This window comes from Streptomyces sp. bgisy159, from assembly GCF_057707805.1.
The window spans coordinates 1-24,981 of the sequence record NZ_JBYIQX010000069.1 but is presented as its reverse complement, the minus strand read 5'-3'; the positions used below and the strand labels follow the sequence as shown (position 1 = coordinate 24,981).

Genomic DNA, 24,981 nt, shown 5'->3' with positions numbered 1-24,981 from the left:
AAAGGCCAGGGTGAGGTGGTCGCCGGCAACGTCGAGGACGACGACGCGGTCTTCACCGGTGACGAGGTCGGAGCCGTCCTTCCAGGTGGCCAGGCGGGCGATCTCGGGGCCGAAGAAGCGGCGCAGGAGAAGTTCGTCGTTGCCGAGGCCGTCGCCTCCGTCCAGGCCCAGCTCGCGGCGCCGGGTGTCGCTGACCCGCTGCAGCAGCACGCCGAGCCGGCCGAGACGCTGGATGCCGGGGGCGAACTCGGCGTAGTCGAAGCCCTCTTGGCGTAGGCGGGCGGGGGAGGCGGTGGCGACCATGGCCTGGTGCTGGGCGCGGAGGATGTCCTCGGGCACGTGGCGGTCGCCGGTGCGGGTGGCGTTGCGGGCCAGGCACACGTTCAGCGGGGTGGGCACGATCAGGGCGACGGTGGGGACGCCGTAGCGGCGGGCCGTGGCCAGGAGCGTGGCGCGGTCTTCTGGGTTGGTGGAGGTGGCGTCGATGACGGAGGTCAGCCCGCGGCGCAGGCGTGCCTCGAGGACGCGGAGGAGGGCGAAGACGGCGTCGCCGGTGGCGGACTGGTCGCCGGGGGAGTCCGAGACCAGGGCCCTGTAGTGGTCGAGGCTGAGCACCTGGGTGGGCTCCCAGGTGCTGGCCAGGGTGGACTTGCCCGAGCCGGCCGGGCCGATGAGGACGATGACGGCCGGGTCGGGGAAGTCGGTGTCGAGGAACGATGTCACGGTGGGGCTCCCTGCGGGACGGAGGGCTGCGGAGAGGCTCATTTGGAGGCCGCGATGAGAGCGGCGGCGGTCTCCACGGCGTGGTGGAAGGCCTGGTCGAGGGCGTAGGCGCCGCCCAGCGGGCCGCCCAGGGCATAGAAGCGCGCCTTGCCGGTGGCGTCCGCGAGGGCCTTGAGGTGGATGCGCCGGTCGGCCCACCAGTGGGTGCCGGCCGACAGGGCGAGCGCCGCGGCGACCCGGCCGGGCTTCAGGCGCAGGCCGAGCACGCGGGATCCGGCGTACAGGACGGCGGCCTGCGTGGCGGTGTAGGTGGCCACATGCGCGGTACAGGCGATGCGCCCGGCCCGGCTGGACTGGTCCTCGTTCTCGTCGTGCTGGCCCTTGGTGACGGCCTGATGGTCGGACTGGATCCAGTGGTCACCCAGGTCCGCGGCCATACGCAGCAGGGCGTAGGTGGCGGCGAAACGGGTGGCTCGGGTGCTGTTTTCGGTCATGCTGGAGGTGCTCCTCGTCTCGGTTTGGGGCTGCGGGAGTTGCCAGGGGACGGCCGCGGGCGTTCTTGGCCGGATGCGGCGGCCGCCCCCGGGCAGTTACTTCGTGGTGGGGGCGTGCGGATCGGGCACGCTGGCGCAGTCCTCGTCGTGCTGGTGCGCGACCCGGCCGCCGGTGCGGCGCAGGTCGGTAAGGATCTGCAGCAGGTCCTCCTCGCCGTCCATCTGGAAGTCCACGTAGCCGCGGCCGCACGCGCAGGGCGCGATCAGCGTGAGGACGTCGCGGGCGCCGTCGGCCTCGCTGATGGCGAGGGTGTGGTGCAGCCACAGGCCGCCCTCCAGCCAGGCGACCGCGCTCGCCTCCAGCCGGTTGTCGCGCAGGGCGATCTTGCCGTCCCAGTTCTCACCGTCCAGGGCCTGGCCGCTGGTGGCGCCGTAGGCGTTGTAGACGTGGTGGGCGGCGGCGATCTCGGCGTCGTCGCGCTGCTCGTCCTCGGTGTACTCGTCGTCGACCATCGCGAACAGACGGGCCAGCGGGGAGTCGTCGTCGAGCGCGGAGGCGACGGGCGAATCGAGAATGTCGGTCACAGGGTCTCCTTAGTGCGTTTCGGGGATCGGGCGAATTACCCGGTCCTCCGCACCGCCCCAGCCCGCAGGCAGGGTTGGGGCGGCACGGGGGAGAGGCAGTGGCTTGGGCGGTCTACGGGGATGCGCCGTACCGGTCACGGGGTGGGGGTGTGGAGGCCTCGCGTGTGGGGTCCTTCGGGGCAGCACACCTGGTGCCCCCGACCACGCCGGCGTCCATCAGCCCCGACCACGGGTCACGATCCGGCAACACGTCGCCTGGTCGCCCGTGGTTGGGGCTGTGGTCGGGCCGACCACGCTGCGGTGCCGGGGCCGTCAGGCCGGTGAGGTCAGACGCCGGCGAGAGCGGGGGTGTTCGTGTCCAGGCCGGAGCCGCGCAGGATCGCCAGGACCTCCCGCTGGAAGTCGTAGCGGCCCAGCAGGTCGTGGAACATCTCGGCTGCGGCGAGGTACCAGGCGCGGCGGCGGATGTGGGAGACGGCGTCCTGGCCGTCGAGGACGGCGGCTGCGGCCTGCTCGGCCGTGGTGCACGCGAGCTCGCGGGCCTGGCTGATGGCGGCCTCCCGGCGTGCCGAACGCGCCTTCGCGTCGACCCACCACTGGGCGTGCTTCGGCTGCACGCGTCCGGTGATCCAGGCGTCGTAGCGGGCGCGGGTGCCCTCCGGGTCAGCCGCCCACTCGATGGCCCACTGGCCGACCAGCTCGGGGAGCTGCTGCTGGATGAGGCTGAGGACCTTGTCTCCGCGCGGGCCGAAGGCGCGCGAGATGTCGGTCTCCTCCACGACGCGCAGCCGGTGCGTGAGCACCCAGTACGGGTAGTGCCGCCCGCCCCAGTTGCCCCTCTCCCCAAGCGGTTCGACGATCCACAGCCGGACCGGCCACTGGACAGCCCACTCGCTGCTGCGTTCCAGGACCTCGCCGACACCGCGATGGGTGTAGGTGCGGAAGTAGGAGAACGAGCTCTCGTCGTACCACTTGTGCTTGCAGGGGGTGGGGTGGTCGACGACCTGGCCGACGTGCTCGGTTAGGTTGACGGTCTCGTATGAGGTGGTGAAGCCGGCGGTGGGCGGGACGGTGCCGTCGGGCATCGTCACCATGTAGTGGAGCGACGGCTTGCGCAAGATGGCCTCCGAGGGTGTCTTCGGTGCGGGGCCGGACTGTCCGGTCCTCCGCAACGCCCCAGCCCCGGGAGCGGGTTGGGGCGGCACGGGGAGCCGTCAGGGTGCGGCGCGGTCGACGACGGGCCGGTGCATGTCGCGGTGGTGGAGGTCGACTTCGTGGCCGCGGCGGCGCAGGCGCCGGGCCAGCAGGTAGGCCGTTACCCCGGCGCGGTGCCTGCCGCCGGCGCAGCCGACGGCGATGTGCAGCGGTTGCTGGTCGGCGCCGGGGCCGCGGGCGTAGGCCTGGGCCTGCGCGACGGTGGCCGCGAGCAGCTGTTCGATGCCCGGGGTGCGCTTCACGGCCCGGATGACCTTGCGGTCGCGGGCGGTCAGGGGGCGCAGGCTGGTGTCCCAGTGCGGGTCGCGGAAGTGCTGGCGCAGGTCCAGGACGATGTGCACGTCGTCAGGCCGGGGACCGTGGAGGTGCCCGAAGGAGGTGATGCGGATGTCCATGGGGGAGGCCTCCGGGCTCAGAACGGGCTGGTGGTCCACGGGTCGTCGGATGCGCTGCCGGACTGGCGGACGGGGGCGGGGGACGGCTGTTCGACTTCGTTCGCGTCCTCGTCGCTGTAGCCGTCGGCGGCCTCACAGCCCAGGGAGCAGTACGACCCGGCGTGGAAGAAGGGGGCGCCGCACAGAGCGCACTCCTTCTCTTCCGGCTCCTTCGACCAGTCGATGATCACGCTGGGGTCGATGCAGACCTGGCAGCGCCCGTCGGTCTGGTCCAGGACGCCGGAACAGCCGTCGTTGCAGACCTGCCAGTCGATCGCGGTGCAGCCGCACTCCCGGCAGATGATCTTCGGGGCAGGTGGGGGAGCGGCCGGTCCGGTGGCGGCGGCGAGCGTGTCCCACAGCAGGCTGCCGGGGCCGACCTCCCGGTCGGCGAGGGTGATCTGGAGGGGGCGCGGCCGCGTCCACGGCGTGCGGGAGTTTGGGCCACATCGCCTTGATGTCGTCCAGGCCGAGCGCCTGACCGAAGACGACGTCGCGGCCGTCTCCGGTGGTGACGGTGATGCCGTCGCCGGGCCCGTCGTAGAAGGCGTCGTGCCAGTCGCTCAGCGCCATCTCCAGCTCGGCCTTTTCGGCGGTGTCGACCAGGCGGCGGATGAGTTCAGGGTCGGGGCGAAGCCCTGCACCGCGGCCCGCTGCTGCAGTTGCCCGTCGGCGAATCCGGCCTGCGCGGCGACGATGACGAATCCGGCGCGGTTGGCGGTCGCGAGGACGGGAGTGTGGTCGGCGAGGGTGGGGTGCGGGCGGTGGCTCGCACGGTGGCCGGGGAGGCTGCGTACGGTGCCCTCCCACCAGTCGGCGGTGGCCTGCCCGAGGTCGCCCAGGGTGCGGGCGTCCCGCCAGCGGGCGCGGTCAGCGCGCCTCATCCATAAACGCCTCATGTGGTCCTCCAAGCGGCGGTCGGAAATGGGTGTGGTCGTTCAGCGGGAGCCGGTCATGCGGTCTTCGGGCCGGCGGGCGGGTTCACGTACGAGCTGGGGTGGGCGGGGGTGCCCTCGTGGCACTCCAGGCAGATGCCGAGGGAGGTCTTTACTGGCGCAGAGCACTTGTTCTGGTGCGACCGGTTCTCGTGGCGCTCCTGCTGGTCACGGGCGACTGCCTGAGTGGTAGATCGTCCGTCAGCGCGGTCGGCGCCTGAGTCGAAAGGCGGTCGACGGGACCATCTGGTGCAGGGGATCATGCGTAGGTGTCGCCGATCGAAGCCGCAACCGATGACCTGCAAGACCTCGCTGTTCTCTGGAGTATCGGCGAGGCCCATGCTCACGATGTCGTCGAGGCTGCCTGCGCGGCGCTCGTTGCCGGACTAGACAGTCCGGCACTGCGCATTCTGGCCGGATACACACGTGCGGAGGCGGAGTACGACGTTCCCGACCTGCTTCCCGTCGTACTCGACGAGCTGGACCTTGTGTTCTACGCACGCGACAGCGAGCCGGGCAGGACGCTGCCGTGCGGGCGCTTGCGTACCAGATGCTGGCGGGCCGGCTGACGCCGCGAGAGCTTGCCATGCGCATCCACCAGCGGTTCGGCCACCAGCTATCCCTGGCCGAGCGCCTTGCTGAGCTTGATGACGAGTACGACATCGTCGAGTACGGGAGCAGGACGTTGGCCCAGCTCGATGCCGAGGTCACGGCCGAAGCTCAGCGTCTGGCGCATGGACGGCCCGACCAGGACCGACATTCGTAGCGATTCGCCAGGCGCACTCCCCTCACGCGGTCCTGACCGGTGCGGCACAATCACGGTCAACTGGGCAGGCAACGGTGGGGGTGGGAACGTGGGGCGTTTTGGCTCGCGAAGCCGGCGTAAGGGCATACCGAACGAGCCGGCACTACTGGCGGCGGCTGCTGAGAATCCGGGTGGCAGCGTCGCCGAGATCGACCCGACGTATATCGACGACCCAAACGGCTACGTACCGCCCGAGGCAATCCGCGGCGCGTGGGTGGTGGACAGCAGCGGGAAACTGACAGGTGAGTACCAGGAGAATCCCCGTCACGGGGTGCCGCAGGACGACTTCAGCAAGCTCACTGACCCTGATCACTGGCTTGGCTGGCTCGGCGATGATCCCGCGACCGCCGTTCGGAAGGGCATCGAAGAGTCCTTGCGCGCCCAGGTGGCAGATGCAGTGGTCGAGTGGGTCAAGATCCTTGAGACGCCTCGGTTTCTCACGGGTGGGCGCCGACATTCTGAGGATAAACAGGTCATGTTGGTGACCCGCGCGGCACTCGCCGCATCGTTTGCGTTGTCCGTGCGCACCAGGCAGCACGGGCGTTCCATCCTCCTGGGGGTGTTCTCGTGGGCGGCGGTGAACCTCTCACCGCCCGGAGTCCGCAAGGATCGGCATTGGTTTGACCTGGGTGTCGAGCTGGACTGGGCCGGTGAACGGCTTCAAGAGCGGATCTACGAAATTGACGGTGCGGACGGCACCGCCGAGCGGTAGAGCGGGAAGTCACTCAGGACCGGCGGTCAGAGCGGATGCGAGAGGGGGGACTTCAGGATCTACTCGCCTGAGTAGTAAGAAGGTCCGTCAGGCCCCTCGTACGTGGCGCTGGGCCATGCAATTTCGCTGGTCGTCATAGGGGCCGGTACGGGATGCTGCACGCGTGATCGAGCGAGAAGTCGCCGTTCGGGCTGTCGAAGAGCTGCTGGAGCGCGACTATCAGCAGTGGCGGGCTGTGAGCGCGGACGCGGTGAGGATGGCTGTGGTCCGTGTCGAGGAGCACGAGCTGGTGTGGATCGTCTCCTGGCAGTCCGAGGAGTTCGTACGCACCCGGAACTCGAAGTACGCGCTGATTGGTAATGGGCCGTATCTGGTCGACCGCGTCGACGGGGGACTGCATCAGATCGGCGTCGTCTGCCCGGTAACCGGGGAGTGGGAGGCCGACTACCGGGCTCGGATACGTGGGCTGCCGGTGCGCACTGCAGTGGACGATCTACACGATGCGCTCCGCGGAGTCGCCGCTACGCGCGGACGGATGCATGCTGTGCGGACACTGCGCCAGAGGCTGCCTGTGCTCGCGCCCGCGGAAGCCCTCGAATACGTGAGCGCGTTGCTGGAGGGTGATGCGCCCGCCCGCCTCGTGGCCGTCGCCACCAACGAGCTCGTGGAGCCTCTCAACCCGGTAGTTGCGGTGAAGACCATTCTGAGCGGGGCGGCGATCCGAACCGATCAGAGACCCGAGGGGTGACTGGAAAGCCAGTCGGCGTGCCGATTGCGCATCCGGTCGCGTTCTTCGGGTGTGGTGAGGAAGACGTCGGCACCACCGTCGTAGGGGTGGTGGATGCGCTGCATGCGGGTGTCGGTGATGAGGATTCCCCCACCTTGTCGTCGGCGGTATCTCGGAGCAAGTCGTCGATGCAGCCGCGCTGCCAGGGCCGGCGTGCGGCGAAGAGGTGGCAGTACGTGCGGAACTCAGGGTCGGGATCGTCCTCCACCAGCAGGCTCTGCCAATACACCGTTCCGGGTTCGACTGACGGAACCTCAGCTTCGGTCGTCCAGAGCGGAGTGATGACGTACACGTCCGCGCCAGCGAACAGCTCGTGGAGGACGGTGTTGTAACGCTCCAGGACGACGGTGTATTCGCTCTCGCCCTCCGCGTACCGCTTCGATTCCGGCAGGCTGTGAAAACGTACCCAGACATCCCGATACGGGCCCCGGAGCTTGTACCCAACCGGCAGGCAACTGGGCCAACGCTGCTGCCACAGCTCCGTCAGATCCGCCTGCCGGTCTCCAGACACCCGTCGCACTCGTCGTCTCGCGCATGAACCTACCGACGACCATGATGCCGGTGCTCACGAACGAGAGACACCGACTTCTTAGCTGTCGCTTCGCCGGCTGCTGATGTAGCCGGTCCAGTCGCGTTTGACGAAGTTCGTCTCGCGCAGGCCGCTGTGGGCGCGCTTCGCCTTGTCCCGCTCGTCTTGGGCATGGACGAGTCGCTGGGCGAGGGTGGGGCAGGTGCAGGCGTCGGTGTCCGCGTCGTGCAGGCGGGCCACGCAGCCGGGCACCAGTCAGCGGGTTCCGTCGGGCTCCTGGACCCAGTAGCAGGCCAGCGGCGGCCTGGGGCGGGTCGTTGGCGTGCTGCTCAACTGCGTCGTCCTTTCCGGGGGCTGGCCGTTCTCCGCCCGGTCCGCGCGCGGGGCGCGGGCCGGACGGGCAGCGGTCAGGTCAGTTCAGCGACGGCGGCGGCTGCCGGGTGGGGTCGTACGGCTGGTAGGGGGAGGGCTGGGGCGGAATGTGGATCTCGGCGTGCACCTCGGGGGCCGGTGCGTCGACTTGGACGTCGACGAACACGGGCCGGGTGAAGCTGATGCCGCGCAGGGCGAGGACGGACAGGGCCGTCCAGGCCAGGACGGCGATGCCGGCGGCGACCTGGCGGCCCGGCTCGGGGGTGGCGATCCACACCATGGTCACGGTGGCTGCGCCCCATGCGGTCCAGGTGAGGCGGGCTGGGGTGTTGCGGAGGTAGCCGAGGAGGAAGGCGACGACGCCGACGGCCTGCCACGTGCTGTACGCGGTGGTCGCGGTGATCGGCAGCGTCTGGGTGTGGGTGGCGAGGTAGGAGCGGACCGGCTGGTCGATGGTGGCGAGCAGCCCGGTGTGGTCGTCGCTGGTGGGGGTTGACCAGGGAAGGGCACGCGCGATGTCGATAACAGTGGTTCCGACGCCGTACAGCGAGAAGAGTCCGGCGAGGACTGCGGCGATGATGATGACGGTCTTGATCCATCCGGCCATGAGCCGCCAGCCGTAGGTGGGGGCCATCCGGATTTCGTGGAGGCGCAGCCCGAGCCAGCCGTGTTCGCTGCTGAACTGCTTCCACCAGGTGAAGGCCCGCGTGGGGGCGGTGGGCTCCTGCTCGTGGTCGGCGTGGGTGTCGGGGTAAGGGGTGACGCTCATGTCGTGTCGCCTCTCGGATCGGCGGGACGGGCTCGGATGGTTGCTGTGCGGCCGGTCGGCCTGGCCGGTCCCCGGAGTCGCCGCGCAGGGGCGGGACGCCGGGGGCCGGACGGGCGGGCCGAGGTCAGGCGCTGGCCGGGTCGGCTGTGTCGGTGCGGACGTAGCGCTGTTCGTCTGCGTCCCAACGCGCGTGCGTGAGCAGCCGGTTGTAGTCCTCGATGGCGCCCTCGATGCCGGACGGGCAGGGCACAAGGCCGAGGCCGGGCTGTTCGGTGAGCCACCAGCCCCACGCGCGGCATTCGGCGGCGCCGACGAAGGTGCCGCTCCAGCGGCTCTCGCATGCCCCGTCGTGGTCGCACATCAGGCGTTGGCGGCCTGTGTCGGGGCAGTGGGCGGTGTCGCAGCCGTCGCCGTGGAGCTCGCCGGCGGCGACGGCTCAGTCGGGGCAAGGGGGGAGGTGCGCTGTGCGATCATCCACGGGGTGCCTCTCCGGTGGGGAGGGTCGTCACGGCGTCGACCGGCCAGCAGGGACCGGAGCACGGGGTGCGGTCGGGCAGCTGGTGCGGGTGGAGGATCGGGGCGCCGCTGGCGGCGTGCATGCCGCGGTAGCGCCACACGATGCCGGGGCGGCGGCGGGCGTCGTCGGCGGGCACGTAGTCGGCTGCCAGGTCGTAGCTGCGGCCGGTGGACGGGTTGGTCCACGTGCTGAGTTGTTCTGATGCCTGGCTGATCAGGCCACTGCCGGGCTCGGTATACCGGGTGACGATGGTGTCCAGCTGCGCTCTGATGCGTTCGGCGTTGGCGCGGATCCAGTCAACGACCAGGTGCTCCTGGCCTCGGGGCGCGTAGTAGGCGGTGCTGTCGTGGGGGTCGGCTTCGAGCGCCTGGTCCAGGTGGGCCATCGCCGCGACCATCTCGGTGACGACGGGTGCCTCGACTCGGACGACTCTCGCGGCGTGCAGGCAGTAGCGGATCTCGGTCGGGTGGGCGGGGGCGGTGGTCAACGAGCACTCCTTGCGTGCGGTTGGGGGAGGGGCCGGGCGGCCTGTCCGGTCCTCGCCCCGCGCCGGCGTGCGCAGCGGGTGGGGCGAAGGCCGGGCGGGCGGTCCGGATCACCGTGTGTTCGGGGTGGTGCTGACGGCCGGTGTGGTGTGCGCGGGCGGCGTGTTGGTGGCGGCCGGGGCGTTGGTGCTGTGCTGGCCGATCAGGAAGCCGATGATCAGGGCGACGACGGCGAAGGCCTTGTGGCGGTTGGCCTGCCACCAGCTGGGCTTGGCGGGAGTGGCTGGCTGGAGGGTGAAGACGGGGCCGGACTGCTGCTTGGCCATGACGGATCGCTCCTTGGCGAGGAAGAGGGGAAGGGAAATGCGGGCAGGCCGGTCGGCCTGGCCAGCCCTCGGGGCTCGCGGGTGCGGGCAGGCCGAGGACCAGGCAGGTCGGCAGGACGAACCGGGAGGCGCTTACTGCTTGTTGCGGTTGCGGTCGCCCCATTGGATGTTCACGTCGCCGCCTCGGCCGATGAGCCGGTTTCCGCCGGTGTCGATCTGCGGGGCGAAGATGACCGTCTGCCCGTTGTCCGTGCCGGGCCCGGTGTCGCCGCTGGTGTGGGCGGCCGCCTTGGCGAACAGGGAACGGACGACGACCACAGCGCCGAAGAGGATGACGGCGAGGACGAGGGCCACCTTCCAGAGCATGTCGAGCACGTCCACGAGCCCTCCCAGGGCCGGCGCGGCAATGCGGAGGGCGAGCGCGCCTCCGAGGGCGAGAGCGGTGAGGCTTCCGGCAACCATCCCGATCGCCTTGGCCCAGCCCGGCATCGGATCGTGCGGCGGGCCTGCGGGGACCGGGTCCAGGCGGTGTTCCACGGGGCGGCCCCAGGCTATGCGGCCGTCGGGGAGCTGTACCTGGACGGCGCCGGGAACGGGCACCTGGTACAGCGTCAGAGATGGGGCAGCCGGCTGCTGCACGAGCGGGTACTGCTGAGGGGCGGGCTGCCAGATCGCGGTGGGCACGGCGGGGGAGTGAGGGCCGACTTCCTGGTCGACCAGGTACTGCTCGGTGTTCATAGGGCGCTCCAGGGGAGTCGGGCACGGCCGAGGCCGGCCCCTCGGGGGAGAAGGGACCGGCCTCGGTGACGGGGGCAGGTTGCGGCTACCGCTCGCCGCTTTCGACGGCGGCGTTCAGCTCCGCGAGCGTGGCGTACTGGCGGTGGAGCCGGGAGCGGAGCTGGACGCGGACGCCGACGGCGCGGCCGCTGGCCATGAGCTCGGTCAGCAGGTCGCGGGCGGGACTGGCCGGGTCGGCGACGAGCGCGGCGGCCTCGTCCAGAACGACGGTGACCGGCCTGGCCGGGGCGGGCTCGGTGCCGAGACGGGCGGCCCGTCGGCGGGCCAGGTCGGTGGCCGCCTCCAGGAGGGTGACCGGGCTGAGGTCGGTGCTGGGCATGAGGTTTCTCCTCCGTACGGGTCAGGCGGCGGCCATGTAGTCGGCGTGGTCGGTGTGGACCCAGGCGCCGTGACCGAGGTTGATGACGGGCACGTTCGGGTCGTCCTTCATCCGGTTGAGCGCGGTGCGCACCCGGGGGCCGGGCACGCCCAGCGACTTGGAGATGATCGCCGGGGCTGCGGGTTTGCCGTGCTTGTGGAGGAAGGCGACGATCTGCCGGGTGGTGTCGGACATCGTGGGGCCCTCGGGCTCCACGGCATCCGGCACCTTCTCCATGGCCACGGCAGGCACCGGCTTCTTGGCGGGCTTCTTCGCCGGGGACGGAGCCGTGTCGGTGAAGCGGTCCGAGTCGTAGGTGTACTGCTCGCCGGCGTTGCGCAGGCGGAGCATCAGGGCGTGCTCGTCGAGGATGTGCCGGATGATCGGCAGGGCGTCGATGCTGGCCTGCTCGATGCCGGTGGTCTCGCCCTCGTGGGCCAGGCCGAAGGGGTCCTCGACGTATGGGGCGCGCCACATGGCGGCCCGGTTGTCGGGGCCGGCGAGGTAGCCGAGGCCGCCGGTGCCGGTGCCGTCGTTGAACTCTTTCGGGATGGCGCCCGGGTCGACGCCGGCGAGGGCGGTGCCCGCGGCCCGCTTGCCGGTCGCGGACGAACCGGAGCGCAGGACGGCGTTGTTGCCACCCTGCAGCAGGTCGCGGATCAGGGTCTCGCCGCCCAGCTCGCTCGCGTTGGGCGACTGGTTGGCGAGGCGGAACTTGATGCCGACCTTCCGCGCTTCCTTGGCGAGGTCCCCGATGATCTTTACGGCTTCTTCGCCGTACTCGGGGTCGTTGAGCAGGTCGTGCGCCTCGTCGAGGGTGACGGAGACCAGCGGGTCGGGATCGCCCGGCACGAAGAAGGCGCGGCCGACGCGGGTGCGGCCCTTGTCGTCGACCCACTTCATGCGGTTGTAGCGCTGGCCGCGCTCCTTCATCAGGGCGTGGATGGCGCGCAGCACGACGATGCCGAAGGCGTTGCCGGGGGCGAACACGCACACGCCGTCGGGCCAGTCCGGCAGGGACAGGCCGGCCTGGGGGTCGATGACGATCGAGCAGACCAGCGGGCTGCGCCGTTCGATGCCGAGCAGGCCGTCCAGCAGGCGGGACTTGCCGGAGCCGGTGGTGCCGGTGACGAAGGAGTGCACGGCGCCGGAGCCCGGCAGGAAGAACCGGTAGTGCGCCTCTTCGCCGTCGTAGTAGATGCCGATCGGGGCGAGTCCGGTCTCCGGGTCCAGGACGTGCTGGGGGCCGAAGAGGGTGCCCTTCTTCAGCGGGTTCTCGGTGAACACGCTGATGCGGCCGCGGCGGGGGCCGAGCGGCTCCATCGCGATCAGGTCGAGGTCGTCGATGTCGAGTGCGGAGGCGGTCTCCACCAGCCGCATCTCGAACTTCTTGCCGCGGGGGACGAGGACCTCCGCCGACCAGCCGCCCTTGGGCAGGCCGATCGGGGAGACGAGCTTGCTCTTGGGGTACGGGCCGTCCGCGACGGCGGCGTATTCCATCCAGTCCAGCATCTGCTGGGTGAGCTCGGGGGCCTTCGCGGTCGGGCGGCGGCCCCAACGGCGCCAGGTCCAGGCGCCGTAGCCGAGGGACCAGGCCAGGGAGGCGCCCCACCAGGGGTTGTCTCCCCACTCGGGCCCGCCGACGCTCGCCATGATGGTGAGCAGGGTGGAGCCGGTGACCGGCATGGACAGGCCGATGTAGCGGTCGGTGTCGGAGGGCAGGGTGCGGGCGGGCCACCACTGGCCGCGCCACTTGATGAGGCCGGGCACCCAGCCCCACGCGCCGGCGGCCGCAGCCCCGGTGAAGCCGAGAGTGAGGGCCGTCTTCCAGCCGTCGGGCACGGCGGACAGCACTTCGCCGACCGGGCCCATGCTGGCGGCCATGGACGCGAGGGTGAGACGGCCGCGGTTGTCGATCGCCCACTGCTTCGCGGTGCGGGACTGCTTCGTGCCGGTCGCCGCCTTGGCCAGATTCTCGTTGGTCTGCGCGGCGACGAAGGCGGCGAGGTCGACGTACTGGGGGGTGGGGTTCTTCGGGGCGCGCACGGCGGTTTCCCTTCATGCTCGGGGCGTTGGAGAACAGGGGCCGGGGCCCAGTGCTCCCCACCGCCTCCGAACCGCGCGGGTGGTGCGCAGGTCGGGGGCGTCTGGGCAACACAGGGGCCGGGCCCGCCGGTTGGCGGGCCCGGAAGGCCTGGAGTGCTGCGTGCAGGCGGCGCCTATTCGGCGTCGTAGAAGGTGTTCTGCGCCATCGGGACGTCCGCGTCATCGACAGCGTCCTGGATACGGCCGTGGTTGCGGTGCGCGGTGCGCGCGGCGGTCTCGGCCTGGTTGACGGAGGTGTCGGTGGCGTTCTTGTACGCGTCGGCGGCGGTCTTCTGCCCGGCGATCAGGTCGCTGAGCATGTTGATGTTGCCGACGGTGTAGTTGTCGACCTTGAGCGCCTTCAGTTCCTCCGCGATGCCCTTCATCCGCTCGGTCATCTCTCCGGACCAGGCGGCGAGGTTGTCGACGTCCTCCTGGCGCGACTCGACTTCGGCGCGGATGGTGTTCAGCGCGGTGAGCAGGGCGCGGTGGTTGACGACGTCGCCGATTTTCGTGATCGCCATAGGGCGGGTTCCTTCCTGTTCGGGGCTGGGGTCCTGGGTAACGTCCTCGGTGCCGTCGGAGAAGTCCTCGGGGGCGTCGATGTCGTCGTCCGGGTCGATCAGCCCGTAGCCGGGGGGCGTCCGGGGAGCCGAGAGTGACGATGTCGCTGTCCTCCCAGCGGCCCGGTCGCTCTCCCGCTCGTAGTCCGCGTCGAACCACGGCAGTGGGTCGTCGGGGTGGCGGGGGTCGTAGATGACAGTCGTGCCGATCCGCGTGTAGTGGACGTTGACTTGCCGGCGGATGCCGTGCTCGTCCTTGTACTCCCACACGTACGGTTCGACACGCCGGGGGGTCGCTCACCGGGAATCCGTGAGGATGCCCCGGTCTTCAGGCCTGGGAAGAATCGGACTCCTGCGTCGCAGGGCGGGGGTAGCCGGATCGCCGCCAGGACGATCTGGCGTCCACCCCGTGACGGGGTGAGGCAGCCGACCTCCACAAGGATCAAGAGCTCTCAACTGTCAGTCCTCCCAGGTAGGTTCGGAAGCATGACGACAGCAGCGATCACGGAAGAATCCGGGCATGCCCGGTACACCTTCCGTGTGCGCCTGTCAGCGACGGCCCGGCGCGCACTCGAAGCCGAGTGGGACCGGTGCCGGTGGATCTGGAATGAGTGCGTGGCCAAGTCGAAGGCCACCCATCAGCAAGCCAAAGCAGCAGGCGAGAACCTGACCTGTGGTCCGGCTCAGCTCGACAAGATGCTGACCGGGGCCCGGCGCATGACGCCGTGGCTCGCGGAGGGTGCGAGTGTTCCGCAACAGCAGGTGATACGCGACTTCGCCAAGTCGCGGGCGAAGGCGTTGAAGGACATCAAGGACCGGTTGCCGATGCACCGGCGCGCCGGGATGCCGCGCTGGAAGAGGAAGCGGGACGCGCGCCCGAGCCTGAACTACACCCGGCGCGGTTTCCGCTTGAGAGACGGACGCCTGCATCTGGCCGGGGACATCGTGGTGACGGTGGTGTGGTCGCGGGAACTTCCGGCTGATCCGTCGAGCGTGCGGGTATACCAAGACACGCTCGGACACTGGTACGCCTCGTTCGTCGCCCGCGCCCCGGTCGAGCCGCTCGCCCCCACAGGTCGCGTCCTCGGCGTGGACTGGGGCGTGAAAGAGACAGCGACCACCACATCCGACGCCTACGACCTGCCGCACGCCGAGCACGGCAGGCGAACCGCCCAGCGCCTGGCCCACTACCAGCGGATGATGGCCAGGCGCCGACGCCCCAAGGGGCAGGCCCCATCCGCAGGCTACAGAGCTGCGCAGGAACAGGCCGCCAAGCTGCACAAGAAGGTCGCACGCCAGCGTGAGGACACCGCCCGCAAGTGGGCGAAGTCCGTAATACGTGACCACGACGCAGTAGCGGTGGAGGACTTCCGGCCGAAGTTCCTCGCGAAGACCGCCATGGCCCGCAAGGCCGCTGACGCGGCGATAGCGGCGACCAAACGCGCCCTGATCGAGATGGGCCGCAAGCACGGCCGCGCCATTCACCTGGTACACCCCGCGCACACCACAATGGACTGCGCTACGTGCGGAGCGAGAACCAAGCACGCACTGCCTCTCTCGATGAGAACGTATGCCTGCACCGCGTGCGGAGCCGTATCCCCCCGGGATAAGAACTCCGCCCGCGTGATGCTGGTCCGGGCAGGTCTGGCCCCGGACGGTGCTGAGGGCGTAAGACCGCCTGGGCCGCTGGCCCAGACGGCGGCCTGAGCCGTAAATCCCCGATCAGCCCTGGAAGGCAAGGTCCCCTCCTTTCAGGAAAGGGGAGCAGTCAACGGTCGTAGTAGCCGGCCTGAGCGGCCCGCTCGACCGGGGAGGACTGGACGGCCTCGGCGATGCCGCCGTGGGACTTGTAGGCGGCGGCCGCGGTGGCCGCGGCGAAGTCCCCGGCGTCCTTGGCGGCCGCCCCGTACGTCGCGGCGGCCTGGGACTGGGCGTGGATTGAGTCGCGCAGTTCGTTGATCTCTGCGCGGGTCTTGTCGTCAACCTCCAGCTCGGCCAGCTCCGCCTCGATCTGGTCCAGGCGGTCGGACAGGGCCCTGTCGTCGTCGGCGATCGCGATCGCTTCCTCCGCGCGCATCTCACACATTGCCTTTGTGAGGGTGAGCGCGTTCATCAGCCCGTCCAGAGTGCGGATCTCGGGGATGACCGAGGCAGGTGAGGACATGAGATCTCCGTTCTGTGCGGGGTCGGACACCACGCTCAGGTGGCGGCGCCCGGTGGGGGAGTCGTTGGCCGGCTTCTGGTCTCGATCCGGCTGGGCGTTGCCGCCGCCGGGCTGGCTCTGGGCTTCTGACGGGCTGGATTCGGGCTCGTAGGCCTTGGCTTCGGCGGTGCGGGCCCGTTCCTCGGCCGCGGCCTCGCGTTCCTTCGCCTCGCGGGCTTCCTTCTGCGCGGCGAGCACCTTGTCTGTTGCCGCACGGTCACGGGCTGCCTCGGCTTCCTTCCTCGCCTCATCGGGTTCGGCTTCGGCCTTATCGGCCCGCTCCTTCTCGCGTTCGGCGCGTTCACGCTCGAGTTCGGCCTCGGTCTTCGGTGGCGTGACGTCGGCCGGGTCAGTGCCGACCGGTGCGGGGGCGGCTTTCGGGTCCGCCTCGGGCGCTTTCGCGTCCTCTGTCCCGTCCTTCGCGTCCGGGTCGCCCGCCTCCAGCGGGTTGGTGGGCATCGGTGGGAAGGGAGGGGGAGGCCCGGCCTTGGCCATCGCCTCCTCCGCCTTTCTCTTCGCCTCGGCTTCTTCCTTCGTCCGCCGACGCTCCTCCGCCTTCGCCTGCATCTTGCGGCGGTGCTCTTCGCGGATCTCCGGCCACCGCTCGCGGTAGCCCTCACCGACGGCCTTCCACATGGTGGAGCCGGTCTCGGTGATGACCGCGAGCGGGTAGGCCGCCTTGCCGCCGACCGCGGCGCTGCGCGGGGCCCGGGAGCTGAAGGTGCCGCCCGGCTCGGTCGGGGCAGGCGTCTTCTTCGCCACCGTGGTGGAGCCGTCCTTCGAGCCGCTGGCGGCGACCTTCTCGACGGTCTTACGGGACTCGGCGGTGTCGTAGCGGCGGTTTTCGACGCCGGCCAACTTCTCCACGCCGCGTGCTCCGGCGTAGGCGATGGCGACCAGCAGCAACAGTTCGAGCACGACTCAGCTACCTCCCTGTTCAGGCCAAGCCGAAGGCGCCGGCGACCAGGCGGCCGACGGTCGTGACGACCCAGGCCAGGGATGTCTGGATGAACTCGCCGACGGGTCCGGGGATGGTGGAGGCGAGGACCGGCATGACCGCACCGAGGATCCGGGTGCGCATCTCGACCTTCCGCGTGACCAGGTCGTTGACGAAGACCGCGGTCACGAACAGGGCGGGAACGCCGGTGATGATCAGGCCGGTCCACTCGCCCACCCGGGACTCCGCCCAGGTGTTGATGGAGTTGACCATCTCGTTCCACCAGCGGCCCGCCGGGGTGGCGACCATGGCCGTGGACGCGGTGGCGATCAGGATCGCCTGCGCCCGGTCGGTGTGCAGCTTGTTGGTGACCTTGTTCAGGCCGGGCAGCTTCTCCGCGTAGAAGAGGAGAGCGGCGGACCCGGCGCAGGCCCCGCCGGCGGCGGCGCTCACAGCAGCGTCGATCATGGAAAGTCGTCCTTCCGGGACTCAGTTGGGGATTTGACGGGCGATCACGGAGCGTCGTACTCTCGCGCGCGCACGGGCGCGCCTGTGCGCACGGGTGCGCGCGGCCGCACGGGTGGGGTCTGTTCTCGCTGTTACAGCGGCTTGTCACAGGGCTCGTAACAGCTCGCGTCACAGCCGGGCGGTCACTGTGCGTGCGTCTCGCGGATGTTGTCGAGGGCGGCCGCGACGGTCTCGTACGCGCGGTCTCGAGCCTCCTGGGGGAGCTTGTCGAGGACGCTGCGGAGGCGGTCGAAGGTGACCGCGGCGACCGCGTCCGGGCCCTCCTGGCGGGCTTCCTCCAGGCGCCGGCCCCAGTGCTCCGCCTGCCGGGCCTGCTTCTCGGCCCGCTTGCGCCTGAGCGGCTTCTGGCGCTGCGGCGGGTTGTTCCACGGGGCGGTTGCGGTGTCACTCACCTGCGGTTTTGCCTCCTTCCAGGGGCGGGTTCGTGGCAGGGTTGGTGCCGGCGCTTCGGCGCCTTCACCGCGTCCCCGAGGTGTTGACGGCATCTCGGGGGCCGGTGGAACCGTCGAAGCGGGTCGTTTGTGCAGGTCAGGGGCCTCTTGGTGGGTGTCAGAGGTACTGGCCGGTGACCGGCTCTGGCTCGGGCTGTGCGTTCTTCTGCTGCTCGCGCCGTACGACGCGGGCGACGGTCTTCTTGTCGACCGCCAGGCCCAGGGCTTCGGAGATCCGGTCGGTGATGACGCTGGGGTCGGTGACGCCGACCGCGAGTTGCTTGCGGACACCCGCCGCGATGGCCCCGCGGGGGAGCTTCTTGTCCGCGCTGTCGTTGTCCGCCGTGCCGTTGTCCGCCGCGAGCGGGGTGACGTCCGTGCCGTTGTCCGCACCCGCGTTGTCCGTGCCCCGGTTGTCCGGGACCTCGTTGTCCGCGCCGTGCGCACTGCCGTTGTCCGCCTTCATGTCCGGGGCGGACATCTTGGCGGCGAGCCCGGCGGGCAGCGGACGCAGCGGGACGCCGGGACGGACAAGCTCATCCGTGCTGTGCGGCCCGGCCTGCGGGTTCGCGCCCTGTCGGGGCTGTCCGCTGTTGTCCGCGAGGACAGCGTTGGTGCCATCGGCGTCCGGTGCGGACGTCCGGGCGGACGACGCGGACAGTTCCGGGCGCTCCGTGCTCTTGTCCGCGATCGCGGACAACGAAGCGGACAAGCGGGGCGTTTCCTTGTCCGCCGGGGCGGACACCGTGTTGTCCGTTGTCCTCGCGTTGTCCGCGCTGCGGGTGTCGATGTCCGCGAAGAAGACGACCGGGGTAGTGATGCCCGCGGCCTTGAGACCAGCCGGACCGGTCAGGGCGAGCGGAACGCCGTAGCGTGCAAGGCGCAGCGGGGTCATCGCGTCGACCGGGGCCTTGCGCCGCCAGGCCCGGCCGAACCGGGCACGCAGCCGCGCCTGGTAGACGAGGCGGTCCTGCTCCAAGCGGACAACGTGCTCGTAGGAGCGCAGTTCCCACAGCTTCATGCGGCGCCACAGCAGGAAGGTCGGCACCGGGGAGAGCAGCCAGCGGGTGAACCGCACGCCCTCCATGTGCTTGTCCGCCGTGATGTCGGCGATGCGGCCGATCGCGTGCCGGGCAGCCTCGACCGCAACGATGAACAGAAGCGGGATCACCGCGTGCATGCCGACGCCGAGCGGGTCGGGCCAGGCGGACGCGCCGTTGAACGCGATCGTCGCGGCGGTCAGCAGCCAGGCCGTCTGCCGCAGCATCGGGAACGGGATACGGATCCAGGTGAGCAGCAGGTCCAGCGCGAGCAGCACGATGATGCCCGCGTCGATACCGATCGGGAAGTACGGAGCGAAGCCCCCGAAACCTCTGGCTACGGCGAGTTCGCGGACAGCGGCGTACGAGCCGGAGAAGCCGATCGCGGCGATGACCGTCGCGCCGGCGACGACCATGCCGATAAGGGTCCAGTGCAGCCGGGTCAAGTGCGGGCCGGTGCTCTTCTTCGGTTCCTTCCCGGCCTGCTCGGCCGGCGTCGGGGGGCTGGGGCTGGTCACGGTGATCAATTCCTTTCAGAAGACGCGGCTCAGGGGGTGTCGTCGTTGTGCTGGTCGAGTCCCAGCGCGGCTTCGTCCCACCGCTTGCGGCCTTCGACGAGGCGGTCCCAGGCCGTGGTCTGTTTGAGGTTCAGCTCGGTCTGGATGAACCGCAGGTCGACCCGCTCGTAGCCGTGCGTGCGGATCAGTTCGAAGACCTGCTGGATCTCAGCTTCAACCCGCGGCTCACGGCGCCGTGGCCGACTCCTGCGAGTGGATGGCGGGGCATCCTCGGCAAGGGGAGTCGGACGGGCCGGCGGTTTGCCGTGCGTCTTGTGCCCGACGAATCGGACAATCTCGGGGGCGAGTTCGAACCACTCGCTGTCGGCGATGCGCAGCTTGGCGAACTTCGTGTGCAGCGCCCGCTCCAGGCGTGGGCCGCCCTGCAAGAGCAGCAAGGCCGCGTCCTCGCGCAGAGACAGCACCCGGATCCGTGCAGGCAGACAGTTGGTGTGGCCGATCTTCACGCGGCCGCCGTTGGCGAGGAAGTAGACGAGCCGCGGATGCTTCTCCGTCTCGGGCCACGTGGCGAGCGGCGCACTGTCGACCATGTGCGCTTCCGCGCGCGACAACGGCTGCGTGCCGTCCTCCCGCTGCGCCCGGATCCCTCGAAGGGTGCTTTTCAGAAGCTCGGGGACGATCGACAGCGCAACGATGACCTTGTGCTCGTCACACAGCGGGACGGGACGCCGGATACTCGCCGCCTCACCGCACAGCACGCGATCGCCAACAAACGCCACGCACGTGTAGTCGCCGCTCAAGAGTGCTCCTTGTGAAGGAAGACGAAGGCAGGAGATAAGGAGCCCGGGCCCGGCGCGGGGGGAGTGGTCGCGCCGGGCCCGGGTGGAGGCGGGGCAGGGGGAGGCCCCGGCGCTCCCTGTCGTCCCCGCCGGCGGGCGGGGACGACAGGCAACTCGGGGTAGTTCAGGCCTTGTTGCGGGCTGGGTTGAGGTAGGCGTCCTGCAGGCGGCTGAACGTGGTGAACAGCTGCTCCCCGGCTGTGCAGCGGGCTTCGGGGGTGCAGGCCGTGCAGGTGTCGGTGTGTTCGCGGAGCGCCCGGTCGGCGGCCATGTACCGCTGGTACAGGTCGTCAGCCACGACCGCCTCGGGCCCGCTGGTCGGTCCTGGACTGCTGGTTGACCCGGCGGAGCGCGTCCTCCAGGCGCTTCTTGTCGGCGTCGGTCATGCCGGCTCCTCCTACGCCTGCTGGGTACGGCGGCGTGCGGCACGCCGCTTCATCGAGCGCCACTCCGCCTCGCTCAGGCCGCCCCACACGCCGTGGGCCTGGCCGGACTCCAGCGCCCACTGCAGGCACTGCTCGATCACGGGGCAGCGGCGGCAGACGGCCTTGGCTTCCTCGATCTGCAGGAGTGCCGGGCCGGTGTCGCCGATGGGGAAGAACAGCTCGGGGTCCTCTTCGCGGCAGGCCGCGTTGTGGCGCCAGTCCATTACTTCGCGCCTCCGTCCGTGTCGGCCTCACAGACGACCAGGTGGTCCGAGTCCGTCCATACGCTGCCGACCGCGAACGGCTCGCCGTCCGGGCGCAGCACGTCGCGGACGATCACCACCCACTGGGCGCAGCGCCGCTTGAGCAGCTCGCGGGCCCGCTGCGGGTCGCGGATCACCGACAGCACCTCGAAGGCGCCGTCGCTGTTCTGGTAGATCGTTCCCTGGGCGCGGGGGCCGATCTGCTCGTCGACGATCCTGCGCAGGGCTTCGAGGGTCATCGGGTCGCCCGCGGGCGCGGGCACGGGAATCTGGTGTGGCATGCTGAGGGTGAGCAACAGGGCCTCCAGGTAGGTCCGTTCGAAACGCCCCCGGCGGCCACCGGGGGCGTTCGCTTTTTCGGTCGACTGCCGTACGAGCAGCCACGGCCGTCGCCCTCCGTGTCGGGAGGGCGACGGCCGTGGTCGTTCGTCGAAGGGGGAGTTCAGGCGGCCGGCTTCTTCAGCGGGAGACCGGGGCCGCGGTAGTCGGACACCGTGCCCGGCCGACGCCGCCTGGCCTGGTTGTTCTGCTCTTCAACCGCCGTGCCGGATCGCTTGGCGAGCTGCTCGGAGCCGTTGGTGGCCTTCTGCTGTGCCGCCCAGTCGGCGACCCGGCCGCGGGCGGCCCGCTTCTCGTAGCTGCGGTCGAACCGCTCCCGCTCCTGCTCGAAGAACGCCCGCAGCGCACGGCGTTCGGGCTCCTGCCGCAGCAGCCGCAGGTAGGTGCTGGCCAAGCGCAGCCCGTCGCGGCAGGCCAGGATGTTGCCGTCGCGGTCAGTGGCCGTGCCCTGGCAGGCGTTGCACGCGGCTTGGTGGGCGCGGAAGGCCCGGCGAACCATGTCCGCGCTGATCGGCGTCGGCACCACCTGCGTGGTCGCCGGGACCGGCGGCGTCGTCGGCTTGCGCGGCACCGGGGTACGGCGCCGGGAGGCGTTGGCCGTGATGGCCTCGCCGAGGCGGTGCTGCCACTCGCCCAGCGTCAGGTCCAGCCGAACTCGCCGGAGACTTCCCTCGCAGCGCCGCGCATCCGGGGTGCCGGTGCGCTCGGTGTGGTGCGGAACGAGCTTGGGGTGTCGGCTCTGGGCACCAGTGATGGGAACCCAGGTGTCACAGTCCGGGCAGATCAGGCTCTCCGTGCCGGGCATCAAGTCGATGTCGTTGACGTGCAGGGACGAAACCTTGAGAGCAGGCCGGTCGCTGACGCGCCGGGTGCGGGTCCGCTTGACCCGCTTGCGGGTCGTGTGCAGCTCAGACGTGGAAGACATGGGGGAACTCCTTAGGTACGGGAGTGGCATGGGAGTGCGTCGCGGGTGCTCTCTCCGCCCGTCAGGCCGCAACCACGGCGAACCGGCGTCCCAACGGACAGACAGCGCATCTGCGCTGCGACATGCACACAGCAGCCACGGGCCCGGAGGAGTTTGAAGTGCCTCTGAAAGGCGGTGAACCGCCTTCCTCGAACTCCGGGTACCACCGAAGGTGGCGACTGCTGGTCGTGCCAACTGGGATGCCGTCACCGGCTCCCCACCACCAGGACCGCAACCACCCAGGGGGCGGTCCTGATCGAAGGGACGCGGAGTCAGCCAGCGGTGCGCTGCATCTGCTCCAGGAGCGCGGCGTAGCTGGTCTTGCCGCTACGCGTCGTGCCGCCGATGAGCGACTGGAGCGCGCCGGCCTTGAAGTGCTGGGCCAGGTCCTCGGCGGTGCCGAGCTCGACGACCACCTCGCCACCGGCGACGTTGCGGCCGAGAACGAAGCGACCGGAGGCGATGGCCTCGGCGTAGGCCGAGCTCGCGGCCTCCAGCGTGTGCTCGTAGCTCTCGATGTCAGCGCTGGACCAGGTGGTGACGTCACCGTGCGCTGCTCGGAACTCGTCGGGGGTTTGCATAGGTCGTGCTCCTCTCGGAGGGTGAGGCTCGAAAAACGTCCCGAAGCTGACTGAAGAGGGCAAAGCTTCCCCGAGGCTCGATAACCTCGGTACCGAGGTTGCTCCTCTAGTAAGAACCATCCTCGGTACCGATGTCAAGAACCTCAGTACCGATGCGGTATCCTCCGCGGCGGACTCCCGGCGTGTTTAGGCGCCCACGAGGTACCTCGGTAGCCAGCCGGAATAAGATCGGTACTGAGGTTGGGAGACAGATGGCAGACGGGACGGGCGCACAGCCCACTAAGGCCCAGCAGATCGCAGCTGACCTGAAGGCAGCGATCGAGCGCGGGGACTATGGACCTGGCGATCGGCTGCCCGGGGAAAACGCGCTGGCCACGCAGTACGAAGTCGCAAGCCTCACGGCACGCAGGGCGCTGATGATCTTGCGAACCGAAGGCCTCATCGAGACTAAGAAGGGAGCCGGCGCCCGCGTCATCTCGTTCCGCCCCATCCGCCGCCGCGGCATCCAGCGACTGGCCCGTGGCCAGTGGGGAAGCGGGAAAACGGTTTGGTCGGCGGACGACCAACGCGCTCCGGACGTCGACCAGATCACGGTGATGGAAGACGTCGCTCCGCCTGAACATGTCAGCAACGTTCTCGATTTGGCGCCCGGCGAGACTGTGTGCGTACGCAGTCGGCGATACGTCATGGACGGACGCCCGGTCATGGTCGCAGAGTCCTACTTGCCCCAGTCGCTGGTGGCTGGCTCGCCCATCACACAGGCCGACACTGGCCCCGGCGGCATCTACGCGCGCCTCGCCGACCTTGGCCGCGCCCCTGCCCATTTCAGGGAAGAGATCCGTGTGCGCATGCCATCCGCCGAAGAGGCAGCCAGGCTGGCCATCCCCGCCGACAGGACCGTCATCAAGCTGGCGCGTGCAGCATTCGACGCCGATGGGCGAGCAGTGGAGATCAACGAGATGACCATGGACTCGTCCGCGTACGTGTTGGATTACGAGTTCGATGCCTGACCCCACACCAGTGCCAACAAACGCAGCGGCCGCAGTCGCTTCTGCGGCTCGAGCGTCGTACGCCTTGGCCACTACGCCCTCCTGGAGCGGAAGTTGGTGCCGGGTAGAGATCAGTAACTCCAGGTGTAGGCGTGGTGTCCGGTGACTTCTACGGTTGCCGTGTATCCATCCGCCGGATACACGGACTCGGATACATAGAGGGGGCTCGAGATGGGGCAACAGCCGAACGCGTTAACGCCAGATAGGTCGCCCCAGCACCGCCTTGGTTACGTAATTCGCGAGATGCGCGAGGCGCGTGGCCTATCCATGAGGGACCTTGCCGCCAAGACCTTCGTCTCCCACTCCAAGGTGCAGCGATGGGAGAACGGCGAACGCCCCCCGAAGGACCTGGGCGAGGCGGAGCGGATCGATAGAGCGCTCGGTGCTGGCGGTCTTCTGATCGATCTTTGGCGGGAGATCAACCAGGACGTCCCTGGGTCCAGCCATGTATCCGATTCCGCGCCCCATGTATCCGATACATCGTTGGACCTGGCCAGTACCGTCTTTCAGACGGCACCGTCTGACGGCGAAGGGATCTTCGTCCCTCGACGTCTAGACGATGGAACGGTGGTGCTCGTGGCACTCGATCGACGCGCGCTCCTGCGCGCCGGTGCGGGGATCGGTGCAGCGGCGGTGGCTGGCTTTCCCATGGCGGCGTCCGCGGCGATCGCAGAAGATCCATTCGGTTTCGCGCGGAGTGCGACCGAGAGTTGGTCCGGACTTCGGTTGTCTCGACCTGCCCCTGAGTTCGGTGTCGACTGGCACGCGCTTCTCCCGGGAGGCCGTTCCATGCTCGGCTCCCAGCTTTCGCTCCAGATCCATGCCGCGCGTGTAGAGGGGGGCAGGGTGATCGTGAGTGTGCCTGACCAGCGTCGCGCGGAGGAGTTCCTGGCGCGACCGCATCGCGGTCTGCTGGTCGGGGCAGTCGACACAGGGAGCGCCTCGACGTTCTACGTCCTGGACGGCCGCGCGGCTCGCACAAGGCTCACAAGGAATGGCGGCGTGCCCGAAGTCACCGCCCCTACGGCCTACGAACTGGATGACCTCACCTACGGAATTCTGTGGGCCGTCAGCAACTATGACGACGCCCTGCAGGCTGATGACCAGGCTCTTTACGAGACGCGCAGCGATCTCAAGGCGTACGAGCGGCTTGCTGCCTCCGCGGTCAGCCGGGAGGCTGCACCCGGGCTGAACACCGTTGCCCACATGTGGCTGGGCTCCGACTTCTGCGCTCGCCACATCCTGCGGGCGCTACCGGATCTGCCGACGCTGCCAGCGTTCTGGACCCGAGAACAGCGGGGGGAGGAGGCCAGCGCGTGGCTGATCTTCGACCACAAGTACCCGTACCTGCGGGAGACCACCAAGACGCTTG

General features: G+C 69.7%; 32 protein-coding genes and 1 pseudogene. 6 read left to right on the top strand and 27 right to left on the bottom strand.

Annotated elements, in window-relative coordinates:
* The 7 genes from AC3ET3_RS34600 to AC3ET3_RS34570 form a co-directional block, all read right to left on the bottom strand.
* Window positions 1-723: AAA family ATPase (locus tag AC3ET3_RS34600; RefSeq protein ID WP_435613581.1), on the bottom strand; the 723-nt coding region annotated here is incomplete at its 3' end.
* Window positions 724-761: 38 nt separating this feature from the next.
* Window positions 762-1,217 (bottom strand): transcriptional regulator, encoded by a 456-nt coding sequence (locus AC3ET3_RS34595; protein ID WP_435613580.1) that lies wholly within the window; start codon window positions 1,215-1,217, stop codon window positions 762-764.
* Window positions 1,218-1,313: 96 nt separating this feature from the next.
* Window positions 1,314-1,802, bottom strand: a complete 489-nt coding sequence (locus AC3ET3_RS34590; RefSeq protein ID WP_435613579.1) for a hypothetical protein — start codon at window positions 1,800-1,802, stop codon at window positions 1,314-1,316.
* A 326-nt stretch (window positions 1,803-2,128) separates the two neighbouring features.
* Entirely contained in the window at window positions 2,129-2,920 is a 792-nt protein-coding gene (locus tag AC3ET3_RS34585) for a hypothetical protein (protein WP_435613578.1), read from the bottom strand.
* Window positions 2,921-3,016: 96 nt separating this feature from the next.
* Window positions 3,017-3,412: a RapZ C-terminal domain-containing protein gene (locus tag AC3ET3_RS34580; RefSeq protein ID WP_435613577.1), complete on the bottom strand. Its 396-nt coding sequence runs from the start codon at window positions 3,410-3,412 to the stop codon at window positions 3,017-3,019.
* Between the two features lie 17 nt (window positions 3,413-3,429).
* Window positions 3,430-3,642, bottom strand: a complete 213-nt coding sequence (locus AC3ET3_RS34575) for a hypothetical protein (RefSeq protein ID WP_432158819.1) — start codon at window positions 3,640-3,642, stop codon at window positions 3,430-3,432.
* Window positions 3,643-4,014: 372 nt separating this feature from the next.
* A complete protein-coding gene (locus AC3ET3_RS34570; protein WP_432158818.1) occupies window positions 4,015-4,335 on the bottom strand; it encodes a DUF6919 domain-containing protein in 321 nt (106 codons plus the stop codon).
* Between the two features lie 320 nt (window positions 4,336-4,655).
* Between AC3ET3_RS34570 and AC3ET3_RS34565 the strand changes: the two genes are divergently transcribed.
* The 3 genes from AC3ET3_RS34565 (at window position 4,656) to AC3ET3_RS34555 (ending at window position 6,651) form a co-directional block, all read left to right on the top strand.
* Window positions 4,656-4,955, top strand: a complete 300-nt coding sequence (locus AC3ET3_RS34565; protein ID WP_432158817.1) for a hypothetical protein — start codon at window positions 4,656-4,658, stop codon at window positions 4,953-4,955.
* Window positions 4,956-5,240: 285 nt separating this feature from the next.
* Window positions 5,241-5,903 (top strand): hypothetical protein, encoded by a 663-nt coding sequence (locus AC3ET3_RS34560; RefSeq protein ID WP_432158816.1) that lies wholly within the window; start codon window positions 5,241-5,243, stop codon window positions 5,901-5,903.
* Between the two features lie 163 nt (window positions 5,904-6,066).
* Entirely contained in the window at window positions 6,067-6,651 is a 585-nt protein-coding gene (locus AC3ET3_RS34555; protein WP_432158815.1) for a YrhB domain-containing protein, read from the top strand.
* Here AC3ET3_RS34555 and AC3ET3_RS34550 read toward each other — a convergent pair.
* The 10 genes and pseudogenes from AC3ET3_RS34550 to AC3ET3_RS34505 form a co-directional block, all read right to left on the bottom strand.
* A pseudogene (locus tag AC3ET3_RS34550) lies at window positions 6,633-7,201 on the bottom strand (DUF3885 domain-containing protein). The gene AC3ET3_RS34555 and the pseudogene AC3ET3_RS34550 sit on opposite strands and share 19 nt — an antisense overlap.
* A 78-nt stretch (window positions 7,202-7,279) precedes the next feature.
* Window positions 7,280-7,459: a hypothetical protein gene (locus AC3ET3_RS34545; RefSeq protein WP_432158814.1), complete on the bottom strand. Its 180-nt coding sequence runs from the start codon at window positions 7,457-7,459 to the stop codon at window positions 7,280-7,282.
* 172 nt (window positions 7,460-7,631) lie between these two features.
* Complete coding sequence (locus AC3ET3_RS34540; protein ID WP_432158813.1) at window positions 7,632-8,360, bottom strand: hypothetical protein; 729 nt, start codon at window positions 8,358-8,360, stop codon at window positions 7,632-7,634.
* A 124-nt stretch (window positions 8,361-8,484) separates the two neighbouring features.
* Window positions 8,485-8,721, bottom strand: a complete 237-nt coding sequence (locus AC3ET3_RS34535; RefSeq protein WP_432158812.1) for a hypothetical protein — start codon at window positions 8,719-8,721, stop codon at window positions 8,485-8,487.
* A gap of 109 nt (window positions 8,722-8,830) precedes the next feature.
* Window positions 8,831-9,364, bottom strand: a complete 534-nt coding sequence (locus AC3ET3_RS34530; RefSeq protein WP_432158811.1) for a hypothetical protein — start codon at window positions 9,362-9,364, stop codon at window positions 8,831-8,833.
* 108 nt (window positions 9,365-9,472) lie between these two features.
* Window positions 9,473-9,688: a hypothetical protein gene (locus tag AC3ET3_RS34525; protein WP_432158810.1), complete on the bottom strand. Its 216-nt coding sequence runs from the start codon at window positions 9,686-9,688 to the stop codon at window positions 9,473-9,475.
* A gap of 132 nt (window positions 9,689-9,820) precedes the next feature.
* Window positions 9,821-10,426 (bottom strand): hypothetical protein, encoded by a 606-nt coding sequence (locus AC3ET3_RS34520; RefSeq protein ID WP_432158809.1) that lies wholly within the window; start codon window positions 10,424-10,426, stop codon window positions 9,821-9,823.
* Between the two features lie 85 nt (window positions 10,427-10,511).
* Window positions 10,512-10,805 (bottom strand): hypothetical protein, encoded by a 294-nt coding sequence (locus AC3ET3_RS34515; protein WP_432158808.1) that lies wholly within the window; start codon window positions 10,803-10,805, stop codon window positions 10,512-10,514.
* A gap of 21 nt (window positions 10,806-10,826) precedes the next feature.
* Window positions 10,827-12,890 (bottom strand): P-loop NTPase family protein, encoded by a 2,064-nt coding sequence (locus AC3ET3_RS34510; RefSeq protein WP_435613576.1) that lies wholly within the window; start codon window positions 12,888-12,890, stop codon window positions 10,827-10,829.
* Window positions 12,891-13,063: 173 nt separating this feature from the next.
* A complete protein-coding gene (locus AC3ET3_RS34505) occupies window positions 13,064-13,762 on the bottom strand; it encodes a hypothetical protein (RefSeq protein ID WP_432158806.1) in 699 nt (232 codons plus the stop codon).
* 216 nt (window positions 13,763-13,978) lie between these two features.
* Between AC3ET3_RS34505 and AC3ET3_RS34500 the strand changes: the two genes are divergently transcribed.
* Complete coding sequence (locus tag AC3ET3_RS34500; protein WP_432158805.1) at window positions 13,979-15,199, top strand: RNA-guided endonuclease InsQ/TnpB family protein; 1,221 nt, start codon at window positions 13,979-13,981, stop codon at window positions 15,197-15,199.
* Window positions 15,200-15,260: 61 nt separating this feature from the next.
* Here the strand turns inward: AC3ET3_RS34500 and AC3ET3_RS34495 are convergent, their stop codons facing one another.
* The 10 genes from AC3ET3_RS34495 to AC3ET3_RS34450 form a co-directional block, all read right to left on the bottom strand.
* Complete coding sequence (locus tag AC3ET3_RS34495; protein WP_435613575.1) at window positions 15,261-16,613, bottom strand: hypothetical protein; 1,353 nt, start codon at window positions 16,611-16,613, stop codon at window positions 15,261-15,263.
* Window positions 16,614-16,632: 19 nt separating this feature from the next.
* On the bottom strand, window positions 16,633-17,100 hold the full coding sequence (locus AC3ET3_RS34490; protein ID WP_435613574.1) for a hypothetical protein: 468 nt from the start codon (window positions 17,098-17,100) through the stop codon (window positions 16,633-16,635).
* 182 nt (window positions 17,101-17,282) lie between these two features.
* Window positions 17,283-17,552 (bottom strand): hypothetical protein, encoded by a 270-nt coding sequence (locus tag AC3ET3_RS34485; protein ID WP_432158802.1) that lies wholly within the window; start codon window positions 17,550-17,552, stop codon window positions 17,283-17,285.
* A gap of 157 nt (window positions 17,553-17,709) precedes the next feature.
* Entirely contained in the window at window positions 17,710-19,047 is a 1,338-nt protein-coding gene (locus AC3ET3_RS34480) for a DUF2637 domain-containing protein (RefSeq protein WP_435613582.1), read from the bottom strand.
* 131 nt (window positions 19,048-19,178) lie between these two features.
* Window positions 19,179-19,949 carry a GIY-YIG nuclease family protein gene (locus AC3ET3_RS34475; protein ID WP_435613573.1) on the bottom strand — a complete coding sequence of 257 codons (771 nt, stop codon included), beginning with the start codon at window positions 19,947-19,949 and terminating at the stop codon, window positions 19,179-19,181.
* Between the two features lie 163 nt (window positions 19,950-20,112).
* Complete coding sequence (locus tag AC3ET3_RS34470; RefSeq protein ID WP_432158771.1) at window positions 20,113-20,286, bottom strand: hypothetical protein; 174 nt, start codon at window positions 20,284-20,286, stop codon at window positions 20,113-20,115.
* A gap of 99 nt (window positions 20,287-20,385) precedes the next feature.
* Window positions 20,386-20,637 carry a WhiB family transcriptional regulator gene (locus AC3ET3_RS34465; RefSeq protein ID WP_435613572.1) on the bottom strand — a complete coding sequence of 84 codons (252 nt, stop codon included), beginning with the start codon at window positions 20,635-20,637 and terminating at the stop codon, window positions 20,386-20,388.
* Window positions 20,637-20,939, bottom strand: coding sequence for a hypothetical protein (locus AC3ET3_RS34460; protein WP_488191847.1), 303 nt, complete (start codon window positions 20,937-20,939; stop codon window positions 20,637-20,639). Before AC3ET3_RS34460 ends, AC3ET3_RS34465 begins: the two co-directional genes overlap by 1 nt.
* A 179-nt stretch (window positions 20,940-21,118) precedes the next feature.
* Window positions 21,119-21,940 carry a hypothetical protein gene (locus AC3ET3_RS34455; RefSeq protein ID WP_435613570.1) on the bottom strand — a complete coding sequence of 274 codons (822 nt, stop codon included), beginning with the start codon at window positions 21,938-21,940 and terminating at the stop codon, window positions 21,119-21,121.
* A gap of 311 nt (window positions 21,941-22,251) precedes the next feature.
* The gene (locus AC3ET3_RS34450) at window positions 22,252-22,560 is read right to left on the bottom strand and encodes a hypothetical protein (protein ID WP_435613569.1); all 309 of its coding nucleotides are present in this window, start codon (window positions 22,558-22,560) and stop codon (window positions 22,252-22,254) included.
* Window positions 22,561-22,811: 251 nt separating this feature from the next.
* Between AC3ET3_RS34450 and AC3ET3_RS34445 the strand changes: the two genes are divergently transcribed.
* Complete coding sequence (locus tag AC3ET3_RS34445) at window positions 22,812-23,570, top strand: GntR family transcriptional regulator (RefSeq protein ID WP_435613568.1); 759 nt, start codon at window positions 22,812-22,814, stop codon at window positions 23,568-23,570.
* 306 nt (window positions 23,571-23,876) lie between these two features.
* The coding region (locus AC3ET3_RS34440; protein ID WP_435613567.1) for a helix-turn-helix domain-containing protein at window positions 23,877-24,981 on the top strand (1,105 nt) is incomplete at its 3' end.